Annotated in this window: 24 protein-coding genes; 20 read left to right on the top strand and 4 right to left on the bottom strand. The window is 60.4% G+C overall.

The window, feature by feature from the left end; all coding sequences use genetic code 11:
* The first annotated feature begins 12 nt into the window (after positions 1 to 12).
* The 5 genes from GSQ95_RS14865 to GSQ95_RS14845 are packed head-to-tail and all read left to right on the top strand — an operon-like array spanning position 13 to position 6564.
* Entirely contained in the window at positions 13 to 1611 is a 1599-nt protein-coding gene (locus GSQ95_RS14865; RefSeq protein ID WP_158892037.1) for an ABC transporter substrate-binding protein, read from the top strand.
* 35 nt (positions 1612 to 1646) lie between these two features.
* Positions 1647 to 2588, top strand: a complete 942-nt coding sequence (locus tag GSQ95_RS14860) for an ABC transporter permease (RefSeq protein ID WP_158892039.1) — start codon at positions 1647 to 1649, stop codon at positions 2586 to 2588.
* Between the two features lie 9 nt (positions 2589 to 2597).
* Positions 2598 to 3473 carry an ABC transporter permease gene (locus GSQ95_RS14855; RefSeq protein ID WP_158892041.1) on the top strand — a complete coding sequence of 292 codons (876 nt, stop codon included), beginning with the start codon at positions 2598 to 2600 and terminating at the stop codon, positions 3471 to 3473.
* Positions 3470 to 5119, top strand: coding sequence for an ABC transporter ATP-binding protein (locus GSQ95_RS14850; protein WP_158892043.1), 1650 nt, complete (start codon positions 3470 to 3472; stop codon positions 5117 to 5119). Before GSQ95_RS14855 ends, GSQ95_RS14850 begins: the two co-directional genes overlap by 4 nt.
* On the top strand, positions 5116 to 6564 hold the full coding sequence (locus GSQ95_RS14845; RefSeq protein ID WP_158892045.1) for an amidohydrolase family protein: 1449 nt from the start codon (positions 5116 to 5118) through the stop codon (positions 6562 to 6564). Before GSQ95_RS14850 ends, GSQ95_RS14845 begins: the two co-directional genes overlap by 4 nt.
* Here the strand turns inward: GSQ95_RS14845 and GSQ95_RS14840 are convergent.
* Positions 6561 to 6917, bottom strand: coding sequence for a RidA family protein (locus GSQ95_RS14840; protein WP_158892047.1), 357 nt, complete (start codon positions 6915 to 6917; stop codon positions 6561 to 6563). The two genes, GSQ95_RS14845 and GSQ95_RS14840, sit on opposite strands and share 4 nt — an antisense overlap.
* A 131-nt stretch (positions 6918 to 7048) precedes the next feature.
* Between GSQ95_RS14840 and GSQ95_RS14835 the strand changes: the two genes are divergently transcribed.
* The 4 genes from GSQ95_RS14835 (at position 7049) to GSQ95_RS14820 (ending at position 11496) form a co-directional block, all read left to right on the top strand.
* Positions 7049 to 8296: a D-amino acid dehydrogenase gene (locus tag GSQ95_RS14835; protein ID WP_158892049.1), complete on the top strand. Its 1248-nt coding sequence runs from the start codon at positions 7049 to 7051 to the stop codon at positions 8294 to 8296.
* Positions 8297 to 8643: 347 nt separating this feature from the next.
* Entirely contained in the window at positions 8644 to 9669 is a 1026-nt protein-coding gene (locus GSQ95_RS14830; RefSeq protein WP_158892051.1) for a TRAP transporter substrate-binding protein, read from the top strand.
* Positions 9670 to 9676: 7 nt separating this feature from the next.
* Positions 9677 to 10204, top strand: coding sequence for a TRAP transporter small permease subunit (locus GSQ95_RS14825; RefSeq protein ID WP_158892053.1), 528 nt, complete (start codon positions 9677 to 9679; stop codon positions 10202 to 10204).
* Positions 10201 to 11496, top strand: coding sequence for a TRAP transporter large permease (locus GSQ95_RS14820; RefSeq protein ID WP_158892056.1), 1296 nt, complete (start codon positions 10201 to 10203; stop codon positions 11494 to 11496). Before GSQ95_RS14825 ends, GSQ95_RS14820 begins: the two co-directional genes overlap by 4 nt.
* Positions 11497 to 11815: 319 nt before the next feature.
* On the opposite strand, the gene GSQ95_RS14815 is transcribed toward GSQ95_RS14820, so the two are convergent.
* On the bottom strand, positions 11816 to 12589 hold the full coding sequence (locus GSQ95_RS14815; protein ID WP_158892058.1) for a LamB/YcsF family protein: 774 nt from the start codon (positions 12587 to 12589) through the stop codon (positions 11816 to 11818).
* A gap of 162 nt (positions 12590 to 12751) precedes the next feature.
* Here GSQ95_RS14815 and pxpB point away from each other — a divergent pair, with 162 nt between their 5' ends.
* The 3 genes from pxpB to hutG are packed head-to-tail and all read left to right on the top strand — an operon-like array spanning position 12752 to position 15290.
* Positions 12752 to 13483, top strand: coding sequence for a 5-oxoprolinase subunit PxpB (pxpB, locus tag GSQ95_RS14810; RefSeq protein ID WP_158892060.1), 732 nt, complete (start codon positions 12752 to 12754; stop codon positions 13481 to 13483).
* On the top strand, positions 13480 to 14436 hold the full coding sequence (locus GSQ95_RS14805) for a biotin-dependent carboxyltransferase family protein (protein WP_158892062.1): 957 nt from the start codon (positions 13480 to 13482) through the stop codon (positions 14434 to 14436). The genes pxpB and GSQ95_RS14805 overlap by 4 nt, the downstream gene beginning before the upstream one ends.
* A 47-nt stretch (positions 14437 to 14483) precedes the next feature.
* Positions 14484 to 15290, top strand: coding sequence for an N-formylglutamate deformylase (hutG, locus tag GSQ95_RS14800; RefSeq protein WP_158892064.1), 807 nt, complete (start codon positions 14484 to 14486; stop codon positions 15288 to 15290).
* Between the two features lie 488 nt (positions 15291 to 15778).
* Here the strand turns inward: hutG and GSQ95_RS14795 are convergent, their stop codons facing one another.
* Positions 15779 to 17185, bottom strand: a complete 1407-nt coding sequence (locus GSQ95_RS14795) for an FAD-binding oxidoreductase (RefSeq protein WP_158892066.1) — start codon at positions 17183 to 17185, stop codon at positions 15779 to 15781.
* Complete coding sequence (locus GSQ95_RS14790) at positions 17185 to 17853, bottom strand: aspartate/glutamate racemase family protein (protein ID WP_158892068.1); 669 nt, start codon at positions 17851 to 17853, stop codon at positions 17185 to 17187. Before GSQ95_RS14790 ends, GSQ95_RS14795 begins: the two co-directional genes overlap by 1 nt.
* 134 nt (positions 17854 to 17987) lie before the next feature.
* Between GSQ95_RS14790 and GSQ95_RS14785 the strand changes: the two genes are divergently transcribed.
* The 8 genes from GSQ95_RS14785 (at position 17988) to GSQ95_RS14750 (ending at position 25168) form a co-directional block, all read left to right on the top strand.
* Entirely contained in the window at positions 17988 to 18896 is a 909-nt protein-coding gene (locus GSQ95_RS14785; RefSeq protein WP_158892070.1) for a LysR family transcriptional regulator, read from the top strand.
* Between the two features lie 94 nt (positions 18897 to 18990).
* The gene (locus GSQ95_RS14780; RefSeq protein WP_158892073.1) at positions 18991 to 19911 is read left to right on the top strand and encodes a dihydrodipicolinate synthase family protein; all 921 of its coding nucleotides are present in this window, start codon (positions 18991 to 18993) and stop codon (positions 19909 to 19911) included.
* A 14-nt stretch (positions 19912 to 19925) separates the two neighbouring features.
* Entirely contained in the window at positions 19926 to 20702 is a 777-nt protein-coding gene (locus GSQ95_RS14775; protein WP_158892075.1) for an SDR family oxidoreductase, read from the top strand.
* A gap of 20 nt (positions 20703 to 20722) precedes the next feature.
* A complete protein-coding gene (hydA, locus tag GSQ95_RS14770) occupies positions 20723 to 22180 on the top strand; it encodes a dihydropyrimidinase (RefSeq protein ID WP_158892077.1) in 1458 nt (485 codons plus the stop codon).
* A 40-nt stretch (positions 22181 to 22220) separates the two neighbouring features.
* Positions 22221 to 23060 (top strand): transporter substrate-binding domain-containing protein, encoded by an 840-nt coding sequence (locus GSQ95_RS14765; RefSeq protein ID WP_158892079.1) that lies wholly within the window; start codon positions 22221 to 22223, stop codon positions 23058 to 23060.
* Positions 23057 to 23803, top strand: a complete 747-nt coding sequence (locus GSQ95_RS14760; RefSeq protein ID WP_305982084.1) for an amino acid ABC transporter ATP-binding protein — start codon at positions 23057 to 23059, stop codon at positions 23801 to 23803. The genes GSQ95_RS14765 and GSQ95_RS14760 overlap by 4 nt, the downstream gene beginning before the upstream one ends.
* 7 nt (positions 23804 to 23810) lie before the next feature.
* Entirely contained in the window at positions 23811 to 24488 is a 678-nt protein-coding gene (locus GSQ95_RS14755; RefSeq protein WP_218580210.1) for an amino acid ABC transporter permease, read from the top strand.
* Positions 24488 to 25168 carry an amino acid ABC transporter permease gene (locus GSQ95_RS14750; RefSeq protein ID WP_158892081.1) on the top strand — a complete coding sequence of 227 codons (681 nt, stop codon included), beginning with the start codon at positions 24488 to 24490 and terminating at the stop codon, positions 25166 to 25168. The genes GSQ95_RS14755 and GSQ95_RS14750 overlap by 1 nt, the downstream gene beginning before the upstream one ends.
* Positions 25169 to 25616 lie beyond the last annotated feature (448 nt).

The following is a 25616-nucleotide window of genomic DNA, read 5'->3' as shown; positions in this document are numbered from 1 at the left end:
GAGTGTTGGAGCATGAAATTACGCCTGTCCCGCGCTGTGATCGCCCGCCTGTTGATGCCTGTTGGCTTGGCGGCCGCGCTGCATGCACCGTTCACCCTGGCGGCTGAAAAGACCCTGCACGCCGTGATGTCGTCATCGCTTCGTGTGCTTGACCCTATCGCCACAACGGCCCAGATCACCCGCAATCACGCTTACATGATCTACGACACCCTGATCGGCATGGACGAGCACTTCGTTCCGCAGCCGCAAATGGCGGACTGGACGGTGTCGCCGGACGGGTTGACGTATACCTTCAACCTGCGTGACGGCCTGCTGTGGCATGACGGCAAACCGGTTACGGCCGCCGACTGCGTTGCGTCGCTCAAGCGCTGGGCGCACTTCGACATAGGCGGCCAGTTGATGATGAAGTACACCGCCAGCATCGTCGCCACCAACGAGAAAACCATCACCCTGACCCTGGCCAAGCCTTTTGGCTATGTACTGCAGCTGCTGGCCAAACCGTCCTCGGTAGCAGCTTTCATGATGCCTGAGCGTGTTGCCAACACCCCTGATGGCAAAACCATCACGGATTATACCGGCTCGGGCCCTTACGTGTTCGTCGCCAAAGAGTTCGACCCAGGCAATCGGGTCGTCTACGAGAAATTCAAGCAGTACGTACCGCGCAAAGAGCCGGCCAGCGGCACGGCAGGCGGCAAGGTGGTCAAGGTCGACCGCGTGGAGTGGATCAACATGCCGGACCGCATGACCGCGATCAACGCGCTGTCGTCGGGTGACATCGATTTTATTGAGCAATTGCCGATTGACTTGCTGCCAATGGTCCAAGCTGACGACCACTTGAAATCGGGTGTCCTGAGCAAACTGGGCTCCATGACCGGCGGCCGCTTCAACTTCCTCTACCCACCGTTCAACAACCCGGATATTCGCCGCGCAGCGTTACTGGCGATGAACCAGAAGGACGTGCTCGAAGCGCTGGTCGGCAACCCGGAGTTCTATAAGCTTTGTGCATCCGTGTTCGGCTGCGGCACGACGCTGGAGAGTGACGCAGGCGGTGAATCGCTGACCAGCGGCGGCAATCTGGAAGCGGCGAAAGCGCTGCTGAAAAAAGCCGGTTACGACGGCACCCCGGTAGTCATCCTGCAGCCGACCGACGTGCCGAGCCAGGCCCCCCAGCCTGTGGTCGCTGCCCAGGCCTTGCGCAAGGCGGGCTTTAACGTCGACCTGCAACCAATGGATTGGCAAACCCTCGTGTCGCGCCGCGCCAACCAGAACCCGCCATCCCAAGGCGGCTGGAACCTGTTCTTCACCTATTGGAACGCTGAAACCATCTGGAACCCGGTCGTCAACCCGATGCTTGATGGCAGCGGACAGAAAGGCGCCTGGTTCGGCTGGCCAACCGATCCCGAAATGAACCAGTTGCGGGTGGATTTTGCCACCGCCACTGTGTCCGCGCAGCAGAAGGCCATTGCCGTGCAGATTCAGAAACGCGCCATGGACCAGGTCGCCTACATCCCGCTGGGTCAGTACTTCGACGTCGCCGCCTGGAACAGCCATATCACTCATTTGATGACCGGCCCGTCCACGGTGTTCTGGAACGTCGAAAAAGCCGACTGATCGCCGCGACTTGATTCTTGCCTTCGGAGGCTTCGATGTTGAGTTATTTCCTGCGCCGAGTACTGGCGGCGGTTCCGGTGATGCTGGTGGTCGCACTGTTCGTGTTCCTCCTGCTTCGCCTGTCGCCCGGCGACCCCGCGGCGATCATCGCTGGGGACATGGCAAGTCCTGAACAACTGGCGGCGATCCGTGAAAGCCTGGGGCTGAACCAGCCCCTCTACCGGCAGTTCTTCGTGTGGATCTGGCAACTGCTGCACGGTGATTTCAGCATCTCGCTGATGGCCCACACTCCGGTACTGAGCATGATTGCCCAGCGCGTGGAGCCGACCTTGAGCTTGGCACTGGTGGCCATTCTGTTCACCATTCTGATCTCGGTACCGCTGGGTGTACTGGCGGCCTGGAAACACGGCAGCTGGATCGACAACCTGGTGATGTCGACCTCCGTGTTGGGCTTTTCAATTCCAGTGTTCGTGATCGGTTACGTGCTGATCACCGTGTTTGCCCTGGAGTTGCGGTGGTTGCCGGTGCAGGGCTTTCGCAGCATCACCGAGGGCATCGGGCCGTTTACCCAGCGCATCGTCTTGCCGGCGCTCACCCTGTCGTCGGTGTACGTGGCGCTGGTGGCGCGCATGACCCGCGCCAGCATGCTCGAAGTGTTGGGTGAGGATTACATCCGCACGGCGCGCGCCAAGGGTCTGGCCGAAGGGCATGTGTTGTTTCGGCATGCGCTGCGCAACGCCATGATCCCGATCCTCACGGTCATCGGCACCGGATTCGCGCTGATGATTTCCGGGGTCGTGGTCACCGAAAGCGTGTTCAACATTCCGGGGCTCGGGCGGCTGATCGTGGACGCCGTGCTCGCCCGCGACTACCCGGTGATCCAGGGCATGATCCTGCTGACCAGCGGTGTGTATGTCGTCATCAATCTGCTGATCGACCTGTCGTACGCGATCAGTGATCCACGCATTCGCTACTGAGGCAAGGCCATGAGCAAACCCGTTTCTTTGAGCCTGCCTGCATCACGCCGTCGATTCGTCAGGCTGAACGGCGTGCCCTTCACCTCGGCGTTGGCGTTGCTGGTGCTGATGGCGATCGTGGGCATGGCGATATTTGCCCCTTGGATCGCCAACCACGACCCGGTGGCGTTGTCGCCGGCATTTCGCCTCAAGCCGCCAAGTGCCGAATTCTGGCTGGGCACTGACGCCTATGGGCGCGACCTGTTTTCACGAATCGTTTATGGGGCGCGCATCTCGCTCACCGTCGGTATTGGCGTCACGGTGCTCAGCATTCTGATCGGTCTACCGCTGGGACTGTTGGCGGGTTACTTCCAACGACTCGACGCGCTGCTGATGCGGGTCATGGATGGCCTGATGGCGATCCCGGGCATCTTGCTCGCGATTGCGATCGTCTCTTTAAGCAGTGCCGGGATCTGGACCGTGATGATCGCGATCATGGTGCCGGAAATCCCTCAGGTGGTGCGGCTGGTGCGCTCGCGGGTGCTGTCAACCCGTGAAGAACCTTACGTCGAAGCAGCCGTGTTGATGGGCACGCCGACCTTGAAGATTCTCACCCGTCACCTGATGCCCAATACCTTGGCGCCGCTGATCGTACAGGGCACGTACATCTGTGCCTCGGCAATCCTGACCGAGGCGATTCTGTCGTTCCTCGGCGCAGGCATCGGCACCGAAATCCCAACCTGGGGCAACATCATTTCCGAAGGGAGGGTGTACTTTCAGCTCAAACCATCGCTGGTGCTGTGGGCGGGGCTTGCGCTGTCGCTGTGCATTCTCTCGATCAATCTGCTGGGTGATGCCGTGCGCGACGCGCTGGACCCACGCATGAAAAAAAGGGACGCCGCATGACCGACCAGTCGAATGCCATTCTGCGAGTCGAGCAGCTGTGCGTGAACACCGCCGAAGGCCGACCGATCCTACAGGACATCAGCTTTGACATCCGCGCGGGAGAGACGGTGTGTCTGGTGGGCGAGAGCGGCTCAGGCAAGTCCGTGACCTCGCTGGCCGCTCTAGGCTTGCTACCCAAGGGTGCGTTGCAGGCAACCAGTGGCCGGGTTCTGCTTGACGACGAGGATGTGTTGCAGGTCAGCAATGCTCGTCTCAAGGCTCTGCGCGGCAGTCGCATGGCCATGATATTCCAGGAGCCTATGACGGCCCTCAATCCGGTAATCAGCGTGGGGCGCCAGATCGAAGAGGTGTTGCAGACACATACCGATTTGGGAGCCGCGCAGCGACGGGCCCAGGTGATGAACGCACTGGCGCAGGTCCACCTACCGGACATCGAGCGCATCCATGACGCCTATCCACACCAGCTAAGTGGCGGCCAGCGTCAGCGCATCATGATTGCCATGGCGCTGGTCCTTGAACCGCGCCTGCTGATCGCCGACGAACCGACCACTGCGTTGGACGTCACCACGCAGCAGCAGATACTCAAATTGATTCGCGAGTTGCAGCAGAAACACGGTACGGCCGTATTGTTCATTACGCATGACATGGGCGTGGTCGTGGACATTGCCGACCGGGTCTGCGTGATGCGCCAAGGGCGGATGGTCGAAACAGGTGCGGTCGGAGAGGTCCTGTCCCGGCCTCGCGAGGCATACACCAAAGCCTTGCTGGCTGCCGTGCCCAGCCTCGCGCCCCGCGCTGCGCGTCAAGCGCCTCAGCGGGCGCAAGTGGTACTCGATGTCAGTGAATTGGGCAAAGTCTATCCAACGGCTGGCGGTGGCTGGCGTTGGTTCGGCAAGACGCGCGAAGGCACGCGGGCGGTGCATGACGTGTCGTTCACGCTCAGCCGCGGGCGTACGCTGGGCATCGTGGGTGAAAGCGGCTCAGGTAAGTCCACTGTCGCCCGCTGCGTGATGCGTCTGCTGAATCCATCCCACGGTGCGATCAGGGTCACGGGCAAGGAGATCTCCGAGCTGTCGGCCGCGAGCCTCAAGCCTCATCGCAAACGCATTCAGATGATTTTTCAGGATCCTAACCGGTCGCTGAACCCACGCATCACCATTGGCAGAAGTCTGGTTGAAGGCCCGATGAACCATGGCGTGCCTGTTGACCGGGCCTGGGCGCGTGGTCAGCAACTACTTGAACTGGTTGGTTTGCCACCGGATGCCATCGAGCGTTATCCGCATCAGTTTTCCGGAGGGCAACGCCAGCGTATCGCTATTGCCCGGGCGCTGGCCATGGAGCCGGACGTGATCGTCGCCGATGAGGCCGTATCGGCGCTGGACGTGTCAGTGCAAGCGCAAGTGCTGCAACTGTTGGACGACATTCAGCAGCGCCTGGGTGTGGCCATTCTGTTCATCACCCATGACCTGCGGGTAGCGGCGCAGTTGTGCGACGACGTGCTGGTGATGCAACGCGGTCAAGTCATCGAGTACGGCCCGGCGGCGCAAGTGCTGGCCGCGCCCCGTGAACCCTACACACGGCAGTTGATGGATGCGGTTTCCGGGAAGGGTTGGGATTTCGCGACTGGACAGAGGACCCCTGCATGACTTTCGACTTGCTGTTTCGTGGCGTCACCGTGGTTGATGGCACTGGTGCTGAGCCCTACAGCGCCGACGTGGCGACTCGGGGCGATCGCATCGTCGCTATTGGCGATCTCACCAGGCATGAGGCGCAGCGGGTCATCGAGGGCCAAGGCCGCTGCCTGATGCCGGGATTCATCGACGTGCACACCCACGATGACACCAATGTCATTGGTGCACCCGAGATGCTGGCCAAGCTTTCCCAGGGGGTGACCACTGTAATCGTCGGCAATTGTGGCATCAGCGCCTCGCCCGTATCACTGCCGGGTGTGCCGCCCGATCCTATGAACCTGCTTGGGGCGCAAGACGCTTTCGTTTATCCGACCTTCGATGCCTATGTCCAGGCCGTGGAGCAAGCGGTGCCGAGCGTCAACGTGGCGGCCTTGATCGGGCATACGGCGTTGCGTGCCAATGTCATGACGCAGTTCGATCGCCCTGCGGCTGAAGGCGAGCTGGAGGCCATGTGCGAGGCATTGGATAACGCATTGCGTGCCGGCGCCATCGGCCTGAGTACCGGATTGGCCTACACCAACGCGAAGCAGGCGCCGCTGGCCGAAGTTCAGCGTCTGGTGGACATTGTTGGTAAACACGGTGCGTTGTACACCACCCATATGCGCAACGAACACGACGGGTTGCTGGATTCATTGCAAGAGTCGTTCAGCACCGCCCGCAATGCCGGTGCGGATCTGGTGATCTCGCACCTCAAATGTGCAGGCGCCGGGAATTGGGGGCGTGCGCCTCTGGCCCTCACCGCGTTGGAAAAGGCCGCCAGCGAACAGACCTGCAATTGCGATTGCTATCCGTATTCAGCCAGCTCGACCACCTTGGACGCCTGGCGTGTCGACGGGCAAATGGAGATTTACATCACCTGGTCCGACCCGCACCCGGAAATGGCCAAACAGACGCTCAAGGAAATCGCCGCTCAGTGGGGCGTGTCGCAGTGGGAAGCGACCGAGCGACTCCGACCTGCGGGCGCCATCTACCACATGATGAGCGAGGACGACGTGCGCAAGATCCTTGCTCATCCCTTATCGATGGTGGGTTCGGACGGCCTGCCAAATGACCCGAATCCTCATCCACGACTGTGGGGTACCTTTCCTCGGGTATTGGCGCACTACTGCCGTGAGCTGAAGCTGTTCGACCTCGCCGAGGCTGTCCGCAAAATGACCGGTCTTTCCGCTTCGCGCTTCCGGTTGCAGGACCGCGGCGTACTGCGCGAAGGCGCTTTCGCTGACTTGGTCCTGGTGGACATGGCTCGTATAGAAGACGTTGCCACGTACAGGGATCCATGCCGTCAGGCGCCAGGCATCGATCTGGTGGTGGTCAACGGTGTAGTCAGCTATGAAGACGGCAACGTGCAGCAACGTCAGGGGCGCTTACTCAAGCGCCAGCCTGCCGCGGTAGGGGGTTAGGCGTCGATGGCGGCGGTCAGCATGATCTCGACCAGCACGTCCGGCGAGGCCAGGTCCGCCTGGATCGTGGCACGTGCAGGTGCCGTGCCTTCCGGGAGCCACTGGCTCCAGACTTCGTTCATAGCCGCGAAGTCGGAACCTATGTCCTTGAGCCAGATTTGCGCGCTCAACAGCTTGGATTTGTCGCTGCCGGACTGGGCGAGTAGGGCATCGATCTTGGCCAAGATTTGGCGCGTCTGTCCCGCGCAGTCCTGGCTGCGGTCATCGGGTACCTGCCCTGACAACCAGGCCAGACCGTTATGAACGACGACTCCGCTGAGGCGCGGATTCACGGAGATTCTCTGGATGCTCATGGCAACTCCTGATGTGGAAAAGATCGGCGACGCTAACCAAGCCCATCGTGCAAGGCCATGACCAATATGGATGCCGGCCATAACTTCGTGCTAAGGCCGCACCGCATTACGTATCAGAAGAGGGCAAGCTTGTGCAGGTAGTGGTGATAGGAGCAGGGGTCGTGGGTTTGGCCAGTGCCTGGTATCTGGCGCAACAGGGCATGCAAGTCACATTGGTGGATCGTCACACCGACGTTGCGCAGGAAACCAGCTTCGCCAACGGTGGCCAGTTGAGCTACAGCTATGTCGCGCCGCTGGCCGATCCTGGTGTCATCGGTAAGTTGCCGCAGTGGCTCCTGCGCGCTGACTCGCCGCTACGTTTCAAGCCGCGCCTGGATCTGCAGCAGTGGCGCTGGTGCCTGGGGTTTTTGCGCGCCTGCAACGACGCTCAGGTCCGGCGCACCATCGGTGAAATGCTCAGCCTGTCGTACCTGAGCCGCGATGCGCTCGACGAATTGCTGGCGGTTCACCCGTTGGACTTCGACCTGATTCGCACCGGCAAGCTGGTGGTGTACCGCAGCGCAGCCGCACTGTCCGCGGCTGCGCCGATGGTGGAATGGCAGTGCGAACTGGGGGCTGATCAGCAGATTATGGACAGCGCGGGCTGTGTTGATCTGGAACCATCGCTGCAATCTGTGGGTGGGCAGTTGGCCGGGGGGATTTACACACCTGGCGAAGCCACCGGCGACTGCCATCGCTTCTGCCAAGCCTTGCAGGGCCTGCTGACGGGCCTACCCAACGTGCAAATGGCGTTGGGGCGCGAGGTGCGTGCGCTGGTAAGCGAGGGGCAACAGGTAATCGCGGTTCGCACCGATCAGGGGGACATCCCCGCTGATACGGTGGTGGTCGCGGCGGGGATGTCCAGCGTGCCACTGCTCAGGCCGCTGGGGATCAACCTACCGCTCTACGCGTTACGCGGTTACAGCCTGAGCGTACCGATGGGCGCAGACTGCCAGACACCGCGGTTAAGCGTCACCGATGCAGCGCGCAAAATTGTATACGCGCCCCTCGGCGACCATTTACGCATTGCGGCGATGGTCGATATGGGGGTGACGCGGGCGGAGATCGATCCCGCACGTATCGACCTTCTCAAACAGCAGATTGTAGAAACGTTCCCAGATCTGGACCTCAGCAGGGCGAAAGCCTGGGCCGGTTTGCGCCCCAGTACAACCCACAGCAAGCCAATGATTGGCCTGGCGGAGGGTATGCGCAATCTGTGGCTCAACGTGGGGCAGGGAGCCCTGGGATTCACCTTGGCCCTGGGCAGCGCGAAACTGCTGGTCTCCCAGATGACGGGCGAAAGCCCACCGATAGACCCGGCGCCTTTTCAACTGAGCTGACGGCATCAAATCGTCACGCTCGTGACAGCGTGTGTGAAGGACCAGCGCGCAGACGCGCATTGCTCTTTACGTAAAAAGAAGCTTGCAACGCATCCTCCACTCACTCTTCGGCGATGGTCATGAGGAGGGCCTTCGGCTGCGCGGAAACTATCTGTTTGGTACCAATCACATGAACTCGATGGGTATGTTGACAGAATACTTTTGGTATGCCGAAATTATACCGGCATTGAGCTAGCGACCGTAGAGACGCAGCCGTAGACAACGATTCGTGCCTTCAAGCATCCCCTGCCCATTTCTATCTGCCGTATTCACGTTGAATTTTCACGACCAGAGAAAAGGATCAGGACATGCTGGAGTCACGCCGGTTCATCGCCTCGTTAAACAGTCTTGCGCTTGCACTCACACTGAGTGCGGCCTGTTCATTACCGGCATCCGCAGAAACCCACCTGACGTTGGTCTCGGTATGGCCGGACGCAAACTTCCACGTCAAGAACTTGCGCATGTTCGCCGATGAGGTCAAAACCGTGACCCATGGCGAGGTCATCATTGACGTACATAGCGGGGGTGATTTGGGCATGAAAGGCCCTGAATTGTTGGCTTCGGTGCGCGACGGCATCGTCGACATGGCTGACATGCTGATGAGTCAGCAAGTGGGTGAAGAATCGCTAATGGGTCTGCAAGGCTTACCTTACCTGGTGCGCAACGCCGAAGAGCAGGATGTAATGCGGGCCGTGGCTGAGCCCTATTACGCCAAAATCGCCGAGCGTAATAACCAAAAATTTCTCTACACCGTCCCATGGCCGGGGCAGGGGCTCTACACCAAGACTCCGGTCGTCACTCAGGCAGATCTCAATGGGTTGAAGATCCGTACCGTTGAGAAAAACGGCACCGACTTTTTTACTGCATTGAAGGCGTCGCCCATCCAGATGCCTTGGGGTGAGGTGATCCCGGCGCTGGCGTCGGGCGCGCTAAACGGTGTCACCACCTCCAGCACCTCAGGTGTGGATGGAAAATTCTGGGAATTTACCGGTTACTTCAACCAAATGAACTGGCAGTCGGCCCCGGATGTGGTGTCGGTGAATCTGGACGTCTGGAATGGATTGTCTGCGGCTAATCAGCAGGCGATTACCGACGCAGCGAAACGTCTGGAGCCGGATTTTCGTAAGGTGTCTCAGCACGAAGATGAGCAGGCCGAAGCATTGCTCAAAAGCAAAGGAATTGTCGTCAGTCATCCAACGCCTGTGTTCAGCGAAGAGTTGAGCAAGGCTGCGACGCCCATCTGGAAGGCCTTTATCCAGCAGGCAGGTCCCGACGCGCAGGTGTTAATCAAGCAGTACTTGACCCAAACCGGCCGCGCTGCGCTGATTCAGTGAGGTCGCTATGAATACGCATTCGATGAGTTTCATTGAGCGTTGCAGTCGCGTCCTTGGCGTGGCGGCCGGCGGCGGCATGGCGCTTTTGTTCCTGCTGATGATTGCTGAAGTATGCTATCGCAATGTCACCGGCCGAAGCCTTGGCTTTACCTGGGAATTCAGTGGCTACCTGTTTGGCGCCATCATTTTTCTGGGCAGCGCTTGGACGCTGCGTTGCGGGGCGCAGGTACGCATCCGTTTCATGCTCGATATGTTGCCGCCGCGCTGGGCGCGCCTATTGGACACGTTCGCTTGCCTATGTGGCTTCCTGATCGCGCTGTACCTATTCTGCGCGTTGTGCGGCTTTACCTGGCAAGCGTGGAGCCGCGACATCGTTTCCAGTACTCCGGAACAAGTCCCTCTGGTGTGGCCGCGAGCCTTGCTGACCTTAGGCTCCGGCATGTTCTGCCTGCAACTTCTGGCGCAGGCCTTGGCGGTGTTGCTGGGTCGTGAAACCTCTTCCACCCCCACGGCAGCGAGTGTGCACGCGTCATGAATCTGATCATAATTGCTACCCTGGCCATAATGGCGGTGCTCCTGTCGATGGGCGTCTGGGTAGGTGTTGCGTTGACCGGCGTGGGCATTCTTACCCTGGAGCTGTTTCGGCACATGCCGGTGGAAAAGCTGCTGGCGCAGACAGTCTCCAACGTGTCGATGTCACCGGAACTGGTGGCCTTGCCGCTGTTTATCCTGATGGGCGAGATTTTGTTCCGCACGAAACTATCGAAGTTGCTATTCGATGGCCTGTCGCCTTGGACCCGACACATTCCCGGCCGTTTGCTGCACACCAACGTGCTGGGTTGCACGTTGTTCGCCGCGATCTCGGGATCATCTGCGGCGACTACAGCCACAGTCGGGCGCATTACGTTCAAAGAACTCACTTCACGAGGGTACGATCCACGCATCGCCGCCGGTTCGCTGGCGGGCGCTGGCACGTTGGGCTTTTTGATCCCGCCAAGCACCTTGATGATCGTTTATGGCGTTCTGGCGCAGGTATCGGTGCTCAAGATGTTCATGGCGGGGATCATTCCAGGCTTGCTGCTGGCACTGGCGTTCATGATTTACGTAGCGATCTACGCACTGCTTAATCCCGCGCGACTGCCCAAGGACAAGACCCGCACCACGCTGCACGAACTGATAATGGGCTTGCTTCAATTGGGGCCTGTCGTATCGCTGATCGGCTTTGTCGTGGGTTCCATGATGTTGGGCTTCGCCACACCCACCGAGGCCGCCGCGATGGGTGTATTGGGTGCGCTGCTGATCTGCGTGCTGCAACGCTGTTTCACTTGGCGCGGCCTTTGGGAAGCGCTGATGGGCGCCATGCAGACGTCGAGCATGATCGGTTTAATCATTGTCGGCGCTGTATTTCTCTCGGTGGCGATGGGGTATCTCAAAGTCCCGGCGACAATAGCCGGCGCCATTGGTGGACTTGGCCTTTCACCCTTTGCGCTGATCATGTTGTTGATCGCGTTTTACGTGATCCTCGGCGCGGTGCTGGAGGGTATGTCGATCATCGTCATGTCGCTGCCGATAACTTTGCCACTGATAACGGCTGCTGGTTATGACCCGATCTGGTTCGGCGTATTTCTAATTTTGGTAGTGGAAATGGCTCAAGTGACGCCGCCGGTGGGATTCAACTTGTTCGTGCTCAATGGACTGTCCGGCATGTCGCTGTCGGCGCTGGCACGGGCCGCGCTACCGTTCTTTCTAATCTTGGTGGCGTTCACCGTGCTGATCACCGTGTTCCCGGACATCGTCCTGTATTTGCCACGCACGCTGGAGCACTGATGTCGTGAACCATAGGGCGGGCCAACCTAACAACAAAGAGCCGTCGCTATACCCGTTTGCATCTGTGCCTACCCGTACTCACGTTCGAATGTCAGGAGGCGCACCCTTGGTGCGCCTGGGGACGAATCGTTTCAACGTGAGTAAAAGCTGGGCTGATCTGCGGTGCTGCGGGCCCGCTATTTAGCATCACGGCACGCGCGCCAGTGCTGAATTTCTCGGGGCATCAAAGCGACGCTGTCGATGCGCAACCTGCACGTAAACTAGCACGCAGCGCGAATACAAATACGGCCCGTGCAAGGGCCGTATTTGTGGGCGCGGGTCAGCGATTGATCACCGTCGCCATAGAGGTAACGCGCACGCCAGCGTTTTCCAACTGGGTGCGAAGTTGCATTGCCATGGTAGTAGCGCCCGGTGTATCGCCATGGACGCAAACGGTGTCGATCTGCACCGGCATGCGTTCACCTGCGATGGTGATAATGGCCTGGTCTTCGATCATCCGCAGAACGCGAGCCGCTGCCACATCGCTGTCGTGAATCACCGCGCCCGGCAGTTTGCGCGAGACCAAGTTGCCATTGGCGGCGTACGCACGATCTGCGTAGATTTCCCGTGCCAGGGGCAGGCCTACGCGTTCGGCGGCACGTTCGGTTTCGAGGCCCGGCATCACCACGAAAATCAAATCTTGGTCGACAGCTTTGATCGCACGGGCTACGGCCATCGCCAGCTCCGGGTCTTCATTGGCCATGTTGCCCAGCGCGCCGTGGGTCTTAACGTGTTGCAGGGGCAGGCCTGCGGCTTCGGAGAGCGCCTTGAATGCGCCAATCTGATAAATGATCTGGCGTTCGATTTGCGCCGGACTATCGCCGCGAATCTGCCGACGACCAAAGCCAAGAATGTCCAGAAAGCTAGGGTGCGCGCCGACTGCGACACCTTTTTCCTGGGCCATGGCTGCTGTGGCAAACATGATGTCAGGGTCTCCGGCGTGGAAACCACAGGCAATGTTGGCGGAAGTGACGATGTCCAGCATAGCGCTGTCATCGCCCATCTTCCAGGCGCCAAACCCCTCACCCATGTCGCAGTTCAGATCGATCAACATAAACGTTACCTGTGAGATGGGCAGGCCATCGTCGCGTGTGTGGTACCCAAGCAGTATGCCGAGGTGTGAGGTCGTTGTTAGGGGCTATCTTTCGAGCAGCCATATTGACAGAATACCCCTGGTATTCCAAAAGCATTCCATCGTGTGACGGAGAGTTTATTTGTGAATGACGAGGAGGAGACGCGGTCCTGGCGGATTGCGCCCATTGCTGATCATGCGCTGTATATCGATTTCGGCGAAGTCATCGATCCGACAGTTAATCAACGCGTCACGGCACTGGCTAAACGCGTCGCTGCGGCCTGTATAGACGGGGTGACCGGCGTGATTCCAACGTATCGCGCGTTGACGCTGTCGTACGATTGCACGCGCATACGTCAGGCTCGCCTGCGCGAACACCTAGAGCGTCTAATTACAGAGCCCGATGACGCAGCCGAGCCGGTGCGGATTTGGGAGTTGCCGGTGATATACGGGGGCGACCACGGGATCGATTTGGAGTGGCTGGCCGATCACCATCAGATGGACCCAGAAGACGTCATTCGTTTGCACAGCGCTGTGAGTTACCGCGTGTACATGATCGGTTTCATGCCCGGATTCGCTTATTTGGGTGGCCTAGATGAGCAGCTGCACACCTCCCGTCGCGAGTCGCCACGCCTGAAAACTCCGGCTGGAACCGTGAGCATCGGTGGCATGCAGGCCGCTGTTTCGTCGGTGGAGGCTCCTAGCGGCTGGCACCTGATTGGCCGGACACCTGCTCGCAGTTTCGTGCCCACCCGCGAAGAGCCGTTTCTCTTCCGCGCCGGGGATGAAATTCGCTTCGTGCCCATTGATAACGATGCTTTCGAGGCTCTCTCGGCTCAGCCAGATTACCTTCCGCAACGGACATGGCGCGCATGAGTAGTTTTTACGTGTTACATCCGGGCCTGCTCACCACGTTGCAGGATCGAGGCCGTACTGGTTTTGAGGACCGTGGCGTGCCGCCCTCGGGTGCACTAGATGAGATGAGTTTCGCCATCGCCAATGCGCTGGTGGGCAACCCTGTCGGCACCGGTGCACTGGAATTTACCTTGTTAGGAGCGCAGTTGCGCGTTGGGCCGGGTGGGTGTGTGTTCGCTGTCACGGGGGATATGCAGGTATTCATTGATGATGAACCTGTCGCGCCGTACCAGTGCCATGTGTTGCGGCCCGGTGCTGAGGTCAAGGTAGGGCGAGCGTTGAGCGGTACGCGCGGCTATCTTGCGGTGGCTGGTGGATTCGCTGCGCACCCGGTGTTGGGCAGTGTGTCCACGCTAATACGTGGCGGGTTAGGCGGCTTTGCGGGACGTGCGATCGCCAAAGGCGACGAGTTACTGCTTGCGACACCGTCACAGCACTTGCCCACCGCAGCACGAGGTCCGGCCCAACGTTTCATGCCGCAGCGCGAGCACCTGCCGATCCGCGTGGTGCTGGGGCCGCAGCAGGACTATTTCAGCGAGTCCGAAATCGCCCGCTTTCTCAGCGAGTCATTCGCAGTCTCCGGACAGAGTGATCGAATGGGTTATCGCCTGACTGGCCCTGCCATCACGCACCTTAAGGGCTTCAACATAGTGTCCGACGCGATCAGCACCGGCAGCGTCCAAATCCCGGGCAGCGGCCAACCGATCATTGCCATGCACGACCGTCAGACCACCGGAGGCTACCCGAAAATCGCCACCGTCATTCGTGCTGACCTCGCGCGATTGGGCCAGCTTAAACCGGGAGATACGCTGCGCTTCGCTGAAGTCAGCGTGGAGGGCGCTGAAACCCTGTGGTCCGAACGTCATGCACTCCTCACTACTTACCTGGACGAACTGGTGTCGCGTTATCACTGACGTCTGTTTGGCTCAGGTCCTTTGACACATTGGAAGACGTCCCCCTCATGAACGAAGCCTCAGTCAATGTCCATCACGGTTGTCTCCCCCTAGTCATAAGCATTCCCCATTCCGGCACCCGCCTGACCCCGGCGGTCGCGGCGGGCCTGGTACCTGCGGCACTTGGCGTCCCGGACACTGACTGGCACATTTCGCGCCTCTATGACATGGCTGTACAGATGGGCGCCAGCACGGTCGCAGGTCAGTATTCGCGCTTCGTCGTTGACCTCAATCGGCCGGAAGATGATCAGCCGCTGTATACCGGCGCAACGACCGGTCTGTATCCCCGCGTGTTGTTCGATGGTTCGCCGCTATTTAAAGATGATCTGACTCCATCGGACGCCGAACGGCAGACCTATCTTGATATGATCTGGCGACCGTACCACCAAGCGCTGCGTACGGAACTCGACCGGCTGCGCGACAGCTTTGGATACGCCTTACTGTGGGAGGCGCATTCGATCCGTTCGGAGCTGCCGATGCTGTTCGACGGCGTGCTGCCCGATCTGAACCTGGGCACTTTTAATGGCGCTAGTTGCGCCCCGGATCTGGTAGAACGCCTGTTGTCCATTTGTGCAGCTGCACCGGACTACACGCACTCGCTCAATGGTCGATTTAAAGGCGGCCACATCACCCGCCATTACGGGCGCCCGGATAAGCATATCCATGCCGTGCAGCTGGAGCTGACCCAGCGCTGCTACATGGACGAAACACCGCCATTTGCCTACCAGGAGGCCTTGGCGAAACCCATTCAGAGTGTGATTGGGCGTATGTTGGAAGAAATGCTGACGTGGGGGCGGGCTCATTACGGTCGTTAAACAGCGGCTCGGATACTCGCGTTCACCATCGCGATCGGCCCGTAATGAACGGCGGGTTTGGGGGCATTGAGGCTGTGCAGGTTACCGGTGATATGGCCGATCGGATGCAGCAGCACGCAGAGGCTATGGCACAGCTGATAGCTCAAGTGGTGATGTATGTGATGCCAGGCGGGGCCGTCCTGGCCTACGGTCCTATCGCGTTGAAACGGCCGATCGGGCGCAGGACGGAGGCTGGCGGTGCGTTAACTGGCGCTCATATGGCTAAGGAACGGGCCTATTTCGTCCACCAAGGCACTAGTCCTCTACCGCGGCGCCAACCGATCGAGGCTTTCGAAGGCATCTTGCTTCAGCAGCCATCACCGCACGTGGCGTGGCGGATTTGCAACAAGTCCGGGTGCCACCCGGTATCTCCACTGCGCGGGCGATCTTCCTCGTGCAAGATCTCGCCCATAACGGCTAGTCTAGGTTTTTGTTCCAAGCGTTGGTCGTCACAGCAGCTTGCCCGGATTCATGAGTTGATTCGGGTCCAACACCTGTTTGATGCGCAGCATCAACTCCATCTCCAGTGGATCCTTGTAGCGCTTCAGTTCATCCCGGCGTAGCTGGCCGACGCCGTGCTCTGCGCTGATGCTGCCGCCGAATCGCGCCACCTGGTCGTGAACCAGACGATTGAGGCGCTCGGTGTGCCTTTCATGGTCGGACGGCGGGATATCCTTAGGCACCAGCACGTTGTAGTGAAGGTTGCCGTCGCCGATATGGCCGAAATTGATCAGGGGAAAGTCGGTGGCATAGGCGGCCACCAGGGCATCGGTTTGCTCGATGAACGCGGGCAGGGCCGATATCGGCAAGGCAATATCGTGCTTGATGGCCTTGCCCGCCCGCACCTGGGCCTGGGAAATCCCTTCCCGCAGCCGCCAGAAGTCGCCGGCCTGGCTATGGTTGCTGGCCAGGGTGGCATCGGTGATCAGGCCGGCCTCGAGGGCTTCACCCAGGACCGAGGTCAGGAGTTCTTCCAGCTGCGCAGGGTGGGTGTCGGCCAGTTCGATCAGTCCGTTGTAGGCGGCCGCCGCCTGCAGGGGATGTCTGGCGCCGTCGACGTGCTCGACGATCAGCTGCAGGCACGCTGCCGAGAGCATCTCGCACGCAACCAGTCGTTCGCCGCAGCGGCTGCGCAGCAAGGCGAGCAATCCGGTCAGTTGCCCGGGGGTAGCGCACCCCACCCAGGCCGTGGCCCTTCCGGTTGGCCGGGGATAGAGCTTGAGCACCGCCCCGGTGATGATCCCCAGCGTGCCTTCGGAGCCGATGAAGAGATCGCGGAGGTCATAGCCGGTGTTGTCCTTGCGCAGACTGCGCAAGCCATTCCAGATGCGTCCATCGGGTAGCACCACCTCGAGCCCGAGCGCCAGATCCCGGGTATTGCCGTAGCGCAGCACCGCCGTACCCCCTGCGTTGCTGGCCAGGTTGCCACCGATGCTGCAACTGCCCTCGGCGCCAAGACTCAGCGGAAAATAGCGGCCGACTTCCGCCGCAGCCGCCTGCACGTCCGCTAGCAGAACGCCCGCGTCGACGGTCAGGGTATCGTTCAGCGCATCGACCTGGCGAATGCGACGCATCCGGTTAAGGCTGAGGATGACCTGGCTGCCGCTGGCATCCGGGGTGGCGCCGCCGCTCATGCCGGTATTGCCGCCTTGCGGAATGATCGGAATGCGGTGGGTGTGACAGAGGCGCACGACGTCCGCGACCTCCTCGGTGGTGGCGGGGCGCACCACGAGTGAGCAGCGGCCGTGCCACTTGCCGAGCCAGTCGGTGCAGTAGGGGTGCTGTTGTTCAGCCTCCGTCACCAGGCCCTGGGGCCCCACCACGGCAGCGAATTGGGCGATCAGGTACTGATCCATCACGAGTTCTTCCGATTGAGGCAGGCGTGGCCAAGTGCGCGTGCGACAGCAGCTTGACAGGGGTCGATCACCGGCACATCCAGCTCTCGCTGTAGGACTGCTCGATAGCTCGCCAGGCCTGCGCAGCCCAAAATGAGGACGTCCGCCTGGTGGGTGGCGATGAGCGTTGCTCCAACATCAAGCAGGCGCGCCTGAGTAGTGGCTTGGTCCTGCAAGGCTTCCATGCTCAAGGCCAAGGCACATTCGCCGGCGAAGCGCGTCGACACGCCCATAGCTGCGTAACTGCGAAGATGGCGACTGCGGGCAGCGTCCGACATAGCGATGACGCCGAAGCGTTCCCCCTGTTCCAGCGCCTGCAGGATGGCGCTCTCGCCTATTCCCAATACCGGGGTGGCGCAGCGTTCGCGCAGCAGGGCGAGCCCTGGATCGCTGAAGCAGGCGATCACGAACGCCGAGGCGGCGTCATCGTGCTGCTGTGCCAATGCGTCTAGAAGACCGGTAACGCTTGCGATGTCGCTTTGGCTCTGGACCGCATCCGGTCCGTCGAGCAGCGTGAGGCAATGGATGGACGGTCCGCCAGGGAGGCGGAACCGGTCGATGGCCTGATCGATGCCCTGGGTGACGGCCGCGTTACGATTGGGATTGATGACAAGGATCGGATCGAACATGAGGTTGGCGTCCGGCTGCATTCGGTAGCTTTGAGTGTATAGCCGTGCGCTTGGCCGCCTGTTTGCTTATTTATCGGTCACCCTTAACGTCATCTTATGGCTCGGCGGTTGAACGAGCATTTTTGGAGTGAGCCTTGTCCCTCAATCTTCGCCAGATCGAAGTGTTTCGCGCCGTTATGACTACAGGATCCATCAGTGGCGCCGCGCGGCTGTTGATTGTGTCCCAACCGGCCGTGAGCCGGCTGTTGTCCTATACGGAAAGCCGCCTTGGCTTCTTGTTGTTCGAGCGGGTGAAAGGCCGTTTATATCCCACTCCGGAGGCCAAGAAACTTTTTCGCGAGGTTGAGCAGGTCTACCACGGGGTCCAAAAGGTCAACCTGCTTGCCCATGAATTGGCCGAGCGCTCCGAAGGGACGGTACATATCGTGTCGAGCCAGAGCATCGGGCAGATGCTGATCCCTCAGGCGATCGCGCGGTTTCGGCAGCTGCATCCATACGTTAAATGCCTGTTTGAGAATCTTAACTACGCGCACCTGCTGGAAAGCCTGGTCAGCCAGCGCGTGGACGTAGGAGTGGTGATCCTTCCGATAGATCACCCAAATCTACACGTAACACCCCTGTGCAGCGGGCAATTGGTTTGCATCTGCCCCTACAACCATCCATTAGCGATGCAATCGACACTTTCGCTGGCCGATCTATCGCCTTTTCCCTTGATTTCCTATGACCGGGAAACGCCCTTCGGCGGGATGGTAGCTGGGATGTACGAAGAGGCCGAGCTGCCCATGCGCATCGACATCCAAGTGGGCTCGCCGCAGAACGCCTGCGCCCTGGTGCAGACCGGTGCAGGCGTGGCGCTGGTTGATGAGTTCTCGGTGCGTAGCTGGCCGCAAAGCCAGTTAGTGGTTCGCTCGGTCACAAATGCGTGCACGGTGGTGGCCAATCTGGTGCATAGCCGCTTCGAACCCCTATCGGGTCCCGCCCAGGCGTTCGCCGGCTGCTTGAGAAGCCTTATGCAGGAGCAGGGATTTGCGGTGACGCTTTAACACGACGTTATGACGTGGACATGAAAAGGCATGCGACGGCCCGGTCGGTATGTAGCAAGAATGCAGGCGTCATTTAACTTTCAGGGACATCCCCATGTTCGATGCACGTCAAGCCACTGGCATCTATACCATCTGCCCGACGCCTTTCGATGACGAGGGCGAACTTGACCTCGCCAGTATTCACAGCCTGGTAGATTTTCAGGTCGAGGCGGGCGTGAAGGGACTCGCTGTCCTCGGCTTCCTGGGCGAGGCGCACAAGCTAACAGGCGCTGAGCGTCATAGCGTCGCCAAGACCTATGTAGAGGCTTCCGCCGGACGCTTGCCGGTATGGGTCGGTGTGCGGGCGCTGGGCCTCGCCGGCGCCATCGAGCAGTCCCGCGAGGCCCAGGACTTGGGTGCCAGCGCCGTGTTTGCTGCTCCGCTCGACGGAGCGAACGACGCCCAGCAGTTCAACTACTACCAGGCCTTGGCGAAGGCGGTGGACATCCCGGTCATCATTCACGACTTCCCCGGTTCCTTCGGCACCGAAGTCAGCACCGAAGTGGTTGCTCGACTAGGGCTGGAAGGCGGGGTCAACCTCATCAAGATGGAAGAACCCCCGGTAGGCCCCAAGATCACCCGCATCCAGGAACTCGCTGGCGACAGCATGCGCATCTTCGGCGGCCTGGGCGGCGTCTATCTGCTCGAGGAGCTGGAGCGGGGAGCCGTGGGCACCATGACCGGCTTCGCCTTTCCGGAAATCCTGGTCGCCATCTACGAGCACTTCAGCGCGGGCGACGTCGAGGCGGCGGCGGCCACGTTCGACCGCTATTGCCCGCTGCTTCGCTACGAATTCCAACCCAAGCTGGGTTTGGCTCTCCGCAAGTACATCTACCAGCGCCGGGGAATCATCGGCAGCACCTACGTACGGGCCCCGGGGATGAACATTGACCGGTACACCATGGCCGAGGTCGAGCGCACGGTCGCGCGGGTGGGCTTATCCCTCGATGTATCGGGCCCTCAGGCCATCATCTGATTGCGGAGAGACTCATGGAACTGGGTATTAACGGTCGCACGGCACTGGTCTGTGCCTCCAGCAAGGGGCTGGGAAAAGCCTGCGCCTTCGCCTTGGCTGTCGAGGGCGTGAAGACGACGCTAGTGGCGCGGGGCGCTGAGGCGTTGGAGGCCGCTGTGTCGGAGATCCGGGCGGCTGGGGGGATGGCCGTAGGTATCGTAGGCGACATAACTACACCCCGAGGGCGTCAACTCGTCTTGGACGCCTGTCCGCAGGTGGACATCCTGGTCACCAACGCCGGCGGACCGCCGACGGGCGACTTCCGCGATTGGGACCGGGCGCAATGGATAGCCGCCCTGGATGCCAACATGCTGACGCCCATTGAGTTGATCAAGGCGTATCTACCTGGCATGCAGGAGCGCGGTTTTGGCCGGATCGTGAACATCACGTCGGGTGCGGTCAAGGCGCCCATTGATGTCCTGGGTTTATCCAACGGAGCGCGGAGCGGGCTGACCGGATTCGTGGCGGGGCTGGCGCGCAAGACGGTCGCCCATAACGTCACCATCAACAATCTCTTGCCCGGTCCTTTCGAAACGGATCGGCTCCGGCATACCGCCCAGGGGCAGGGGAAGGCCAGCGGCAAGACCGTGGATGAAATTCTCGCGGCACGCCGTGCTACGAATCCCGCTGGCCGCTTCGGTCAGCCCGCCGAGTTCGGCGCTGCCTGTGCCTTCCTGTGCAGTCAATGGGCGGGCTACATCACGGGGCAAAACATATTGCTGGACGGTGGCGCCTATCCGGGCACTTTCTAAACCTATACAGGAGACCTCCCATGGCGGAGTTCGACCTAACTATCCGCAATGGCCTCATTGCGACTGCCAGCGAAACGTTCGAAGCGGACATTGGCATCCGGGACGGCGTGATCGTCGCCCTGCAGCAGGGACTGGAGCCGGGCAAGCGGGATATCGACGCCAAGGGCCGCTGGGTGCTGCCGGGCGGGGTGGATAGCCATTGCCATGTCGAGCAGCTATCTGGGATGGGCGTCATGTGCGCGGACGATTTCTACAGTGCCACCGTATCGGCGGCCTTCGGTGGCACGACCACGATCATGCCTTTCGCCGCGCAGCATAGGGGCATGCTGATTCCGGACGTGATCAGTGACTACTCGGCGCGTGCTCGAGAGAAGGCAGTGGTGGACTATGGCTTCCACCTCATTCTGACCGATCCCACGGATCAGGCCCTGCAGACCGATCTGCCCCAGTTGATTCAAGACGGCGTCACCTCGCTTAAGGTGTTCATGACCTACGAGGCGCTGAAACTCAACGACGAACAGATGCTTGACGTACTGGCCGTGGCGGATCGCGAAGGGGCGCTGGTGATGGTCCACGCGGAGAACAACGACATCATCCGTTGGATCGTGAAGCACTTGGCCAAGCATGGGCTTACCGCGCCTAAGTACCACGCCGTTGCGCATGCGCCTTTGGCGGAGGCAGAGGCGACGAATCGGGCGATTGCCCTGGCGCGGTTGCTCGATACGCCGATGCTCATCGTGCACGTCTCGGAGCGGGAGTCGATTGAGCTAATTGGCCACGCGCAACGCCTGGGAGCGCCCATCCACGCGGAGACCTGTCCGCAATATCTGTTCCTGACTGCTGCGGATATCGATCTACCGGGCGTAGAGGGCGCCAAGTTCTGCTGCAGTCCGCCGCCACGTGACGAGGCGAGCCATGCGGCGGTCTGGCAGGGCCTGCTCGACGGTACGCTCGCGCTGTTTTCCTCCGACCATGCGCCTTATCGCTTCGATGAAACCGGCAAGTTGCCGCATGGTGAAAAGACCACCTTCAAACAGATGGCCAATGGCTTACCGGGGCTGGAGGTCCGCCTGCCGCTGCTGTTCAGCGAAGGGGTTATGAAGGGGCGTCTGACCCTGAACGAATTCGTCGCCCTGACGGCGACGAACCATGCCCGCATGTACGGGTTGCTGCCGCGCAAAGGTTGCATTGCCGTGGGCGCAGACGCGGATATCGCCATCTGGAACCCAGATCGCAAGGTCACCATTAGCCACGCCATGCTGCACGACAACGTTGGCTACACGCCTTATGAGGGCCGCGAGGTCCAGGGCTGGCCGGAAGTCGTGGTCAGCCGGGGGCGGGTGATCGTCGAGCACGGCGAACTGCATGCTCAACGCGGTTCCGGGCAGTTTCTGCGCTGTGGGGTGCCGGAACCTGTCCGGCAGGTGCGGGCTCGTCGCCAACCCGGTCACTTCATACGGTCGCTTCTGAACCCGTAATAAATCCCTCATCTCCCGTTCGCCTCAGGAAGGATCAGCCATGAAATATCTCTCGTCTCTGACCGTATGGGTTATCGGTTCCTGTTTGAGTTTGGGGGTGCTCGCCGCCGAGCCGTTGCGCACCGCGGTCGACGGCACCTTCGCTCCCCATGCGATGCCATCGCTGGGTGGTGGGCTGCAGGGCTTCAACGTCGATTTGGGTCAGGCGCTCGCCAAGCAGATGGGCCGTGATATCCAGATCGATAGCGCGGAGTTCTCAGGCCTTATGCCAGGACTGAACGCGGGGAAATACGACTTCATCATCGCCCCCGTGACAGTGACCGCCGAGCGCGCCAACAACCTGTTGTTCTCCGAAGGGTACCTGGACTCAGACTACACATTCATCCAGAAGAAGGGTGCCGCACCGATCACGGCGCTCGACCAGCTCAAGGGAAAAACCTTGGCGGTAAACAAGGGTTCCAACTACGAGAGCTGGGCTAAGCAGAACGCGCTGACGTATGGCTTCACCTTTGCTGTGTACAGCAGCAACGCCGATGCTATCCAGGCCGTGCTGTCAGGGCGTGCGGACGCCAATGTCTCGGGTACCACTGTGGCGGGCTGGGCGGCCAAGCAGAACCCCGTGTTGCAGACGTCTTATATCATCAAGAGTGGTCTATTCTGGGCGATCGCCTTTCGTAAGGATGATGCGGCCGGTCGCGACAGGGTCAATTTGGCGCTGAAATGTTTGAAGCAGAACGGGACGGTGGTGCGGCTGGCGGAGAAGTGGTTCGGCTTCAAGCCTGAAGCGGAGTCGGCTGCTGCTAAGATCCAGCCAGGCTTCGGGGTAGCGGGCTTACCCGGCTATGAGGATAAGGACGTGACGCTGGAGTGCGGAGCGTGAGCCTTCCTAAACCGCCCATCCTCGAGTTGGTAGGGTTGCACAAGCAGTACGGCAACCTTCAGGTGCTGCAGGGAATTGATCTGCGGGTCCGCCCCGGAGAGTTGGTCTGTGTCATAGGGCCGTCCGGTTCGGGCAAGAGCACCATGCTGCGCTGCTGCAATCGTCTGGAGGAGCCGAGCGGTGGACAGGTCGTGGTTGACGGTGTCGACCTGATGAATTCTCAGGTGAATTTGAACCGTGTCAGGCAGAAGATCGGCATGGTTTTCCAGCAGTTCAATCTCTATCCCCACCTAAGGGTGCTGGGCAACGTGACCCTGGCCCTCAGACGTGTCCAGCGCCTTTCCCGTGGTGAGGCAGAGCGCCGAGCGCTGGACGCCTTGCAGCGGGTGGGTTTGCTCGAGAAGGCGCAAGCGTGGCCTGGCTCCTTGTCAGGCGGGCAGCAGCAGCGGGTAGGGATCGCCCGCGCCATTGCCATGACGCCTAAGGTGGTGCTGTTCGATGAGCCCACCAGCGCCCTTGATCCTGAACTCGTAGGCAGCGTCCTGCAGGTCATGCGTGAACTCCGGGAATCTGGGATGACCATGCTGGTCGTGACCCATGAAATGGCCTTCGCGCGGGCCGTCGCGGACCGGGTGGTGTTCATGGAGGGCGGCGTGATCGTCGAGGAGGGGCCGCCTGAGCAGGTTTTCGGTGATCCTCGCGAGCCCCGTACCCGGGCGTTCATCAACGGCAACCGCCATTGAGGTCGCGATGGACATTCACCGTTTGGTCGACACCTTCTTCAATGCCTCCATCGCCGCGCAGTATTGGCCGGACATCCTTAAGGGGATGCAGGTCACTGTCGTACTGGGCCTCGCGGTTATCGTCAGTGGACTTGTACTGGGCCTAATACTGGCGCTGCTGCGGAGCAGCGAGCGGAAATGGCTGAACTTCCCCATCGTGCTATTCGCGGATGTCATGCGGTCGCTGCCGCCTCTGGTAGTCATCATCCTGCTGTTCTTCGCGTTTCCCTACATCGACCTGGCAATGTCTGCATTCACGGCCACCTGGCTGGCGCTTACCCTCACCCTAGCCGCCTACGCTGAAGAAAGCCTTTGGGCCGGCATCAGCAGCGTGCCGCGGGGGCAACGCGAGGCTGCCCGCAGCAGCGGGCTATCTTGGGCGCAAACCATGGGCTGGGTGATTGTACCGCAAGCTTGGCGTATTGCCTTGCCAAGTCTGACCAATAGGGTTATTGCCATTGCGAAAAATACCGCGCTTGGCTCTGTCGTCGCGCTCAGCGAAATCATTAACAACGCGCAGTCCGCGAGCAGCAATACGGGCAACCCGACACCTTTGGTTCTGGGGGCCTTGGGCTACCTCGCAATATTCATTCCTCTCGTGCTATTCAGCCGCTGGCTGGAGTCGCGCCTTGCCTGGAAACGCTGATGGACGCCTTGCTGCAGAGTTTCTTCAACATCGACATCTACCGGCAGGTACTGCCGTATCTACTGCAGGGTCTCTGGACGACGCTTTGGTTGTCAGCTCTGGTCATTCCGCTGGGCGTTGTTGGCGGCCTGGCGCTGGCGATCGTTGCCACCCAAACCCAACAGCGCTGGCTGCGGATCGCCGTCGCGGTCTACGTGGACCTGTTTCGCGCCTTTCCGCCGTTGGTGCTGCTGATCCTGATCTACTTCGGCTTACCCTTCCTAGGCATCGAACCGCCCAAGCTGATGGCTGTGGCGATCAGCTTCATGCTCAACAACTCGAGCTATTTCGCCGAGGTGTTTCGAGCGGGGCTGGGTAGCATCCCCGTGGGCCAGACGGAGGCGTCCCGGGCGAGTGGTCTGTCGCGAACCCAGACACTGACCTTCGTCCTGGTGCCTCAGGCGGTCAGGAACGTGCTGCCTGACCTGCTCGGCAATGTGATTGAGGTGATTAAGATGACCTCGCTCGCTAGCGTGGTGGCGCTGCCCGAAGTGCTCAAGGCTGCTCGCGATACCCAGGCTATGCTGTATAACCCGTCGCCGATCGTCCTGTGTGCGCTGTTGTATTTGGCGGTGCTCTGGCCGTTGGTTCGTTGCCTCACTTACATGGAAAAACGGCGGCGCCTGGGGCAGAACGGCTAGGCGTGAAAAAAATTAGCCGCGCGCTTTGTTGCTTGTATTTGCCGCTCATGAAAGCTGAATGCCGTTGAGAGATCGCGCCGGCGTAGCGTCCGAGCAGAAATTTCGTCCTTGACGTCTTTTAGGCGAATGCTGAGACCAACGCCTGTCTGCATACGCTCTTGACGCAGCGCGCTGCTGGAATGACATTCAGAGGCCCGGGTTCTGGAGGGTGAACATGACTCAACCTAGTGCCTGGGCCTCAAACCCGACTATCGATGGGCCAGCGCGGTCAATCGGCGTCGGCTGCCGATCACGATGCCCACTCATTGGCGCGGCAGCTCCTGGCAGAGCTCACGGGTACGCCTAGCGAACTCCAAGCCAAACTCGATGCAGCAGCCCGGGCGATCCCCGAATCCCCTACCAAGAAGGGCGTGAATCGACGCTTGCGGTGACAGCGGCAGCTGCACAC

The sequence above is a fragment of the Pseudomonas sp. BAV 4579 genome (assembly GCF_009765395.1).
GTDB lineage: Bacteria > Pseudomonadota > Gammaproteobacteria > Pseudomonadales > Pseudomonadaceae > Chryseomonas > Chryseomonas aestiva.
The sequence above is the reverse complement of the archived record's forward strand: the minus strand, read 5'-3'. Positions and strand labels throughout refer to the sequence as shown.

Excerpts from the sequence above, each read along its gene's own strand:
- GSQ95_RS14830 (WP_158892051.1), top strand. The coding sequence starts at position 8,644 with ATGCTGGAGTCACGCCGGTTCATCGCCTCGTTAAACAGTCTTGCGCTT.
- GSQ95_RS14775 (WP_158892075.1), top strand. The coding sequence starts at position 19,926 with ATGGAACTGGGTATTAACGGTCGCACGGCACTGGTCTGTGCCTCCAGC.
- GSQ95_RS14765 (WP_158892079.1), top strand. The coding sequence starts at position 22,221 with ATGAAATATCTCTCGTCTCTGACCGTATGGGTTATCGGTTCCTGTTTG.
- GSQ95_RS14840 (WP_158892047.1), bottom strand. The coding sequence starts at position 6,917 with ATGAGCATCCAGAGAATCTCCGTGAATCCGCGCCTCAGCGGAGTCGTC.
- GSQ95_RS14755 (WP_218580210.1), top strand. The coding sequence starts at position 23,811 with ATGGACATTCACCGTTTGGTCGACACCTTCTTCAATGCCTCCATCGCC.
- GSQ95_RS14820 (WP_158892056.1), top strand. The coding sequence starts at position 10,201 with ATGAATCTGATCATAATTGCTACCCTGGCCATAATGGCGGTGCTCCTG.
- GSQ95_RS14780 (WP_158892073.1), top strand. The coding sequence starts at position 18,991 with ATGTTCGATGCACGTCAAGCCACTGGCATCTATACCATCTGCCCGACG.
- hydA (WP_158892077.1), top strand. The coding sequence starts at position 20,723 with ATGGCGGAGTTCGACCTAACTATCCGCAATGGCCTCATTGCGACTGCC.
- GSQ95_RS14815 (WP_158892058.1), bottom strand. The coding sequence starts at position 12,589 with ATGTTGATCGATCTGAACTGCGACATGGGTGAGGGGTTTGGCGCCTGG.
- GSQ95_RS14860 (WP_158892039.1), top strand. The coding sequence starts at position 1,647 with ATGTTGAGTTATTTCCTGCGCCGAGTACTGGCGGCGGTTCCGGTGATG.
- GSQ95_RS14855 (WP_158892041.1), top strand. The coding sequence starts at position 2,598 with ATGAGCAAACCCGTTTCTTTGAGCCTGCCTGCATCACGCCGTCGATTC.
- GSQ95_RS14865 (WP_158892037.1), top strand. The coding sequence starts at position 13 with ATGAAATTACGCCTGTCCCGCGCTGTGATCGCCCGCCTGTTGATGCCT.
- GSQ95_RS14850 (WP_158892043.1), top strand. The coding sequence starts at position 3,470 with ATGACCGACCAGTCGAATGCCATTCTGCGAGTCGAGCAGCTGTGCGTG.
- GSQ95_RS14750 (WP_158892081.1), top strand. The coding sequence starts at position 24,488 with ATGGACGCCTTGCTGCAGAGTTTCTTCAACATCGACATCTACCGGCAG.
- GSQ95_RS14805 (WP_158892062.1), top strand. The coding sequence starts at position 13,480 with ATGAGTAGTTTTTACGTGTTACATCCGGGCCTGCTCACCACGTTGCAG.
- GSQ95_RS14825 (WP_158892053.1), top strand. The coding sequence starts at position 9,677 with ATGAATACGCATTCGATGAGTTTCATTGAGCGTTGCAGTCGCGTCCTT.
- hutG (WP_158892064.1), top strand. The coding sequence starts at position 14,484 with ATGAACGAAGCCTCAGTCAATGTCCATCACGGTTGTCTCCCCCTAGTC.
- GSQ95_RS14845 (WP_158892045.1), top strand. The coding sequence starts at position 5,116 with ATGACTTTCGACTTGCTGTTTCGTGGCGTCACCGTGGTTGATGGCACT.
- GSQ95_RS14790 (WP_158892068.1), bottom strand. The coding sequence starts at position 17,853 with ATGTTCGATCCGATCCTTGTCATCAATCCCAATCGTAACGCGGCCGTC.
- GSQ95_RS14795 (WP_158892066.1), bottom strand. The coding sequence starts at position 17,185 with ATGGATCAGTACCTGATCGCCCAATTCGCTGCCGTGGTGGGGCCCCAG.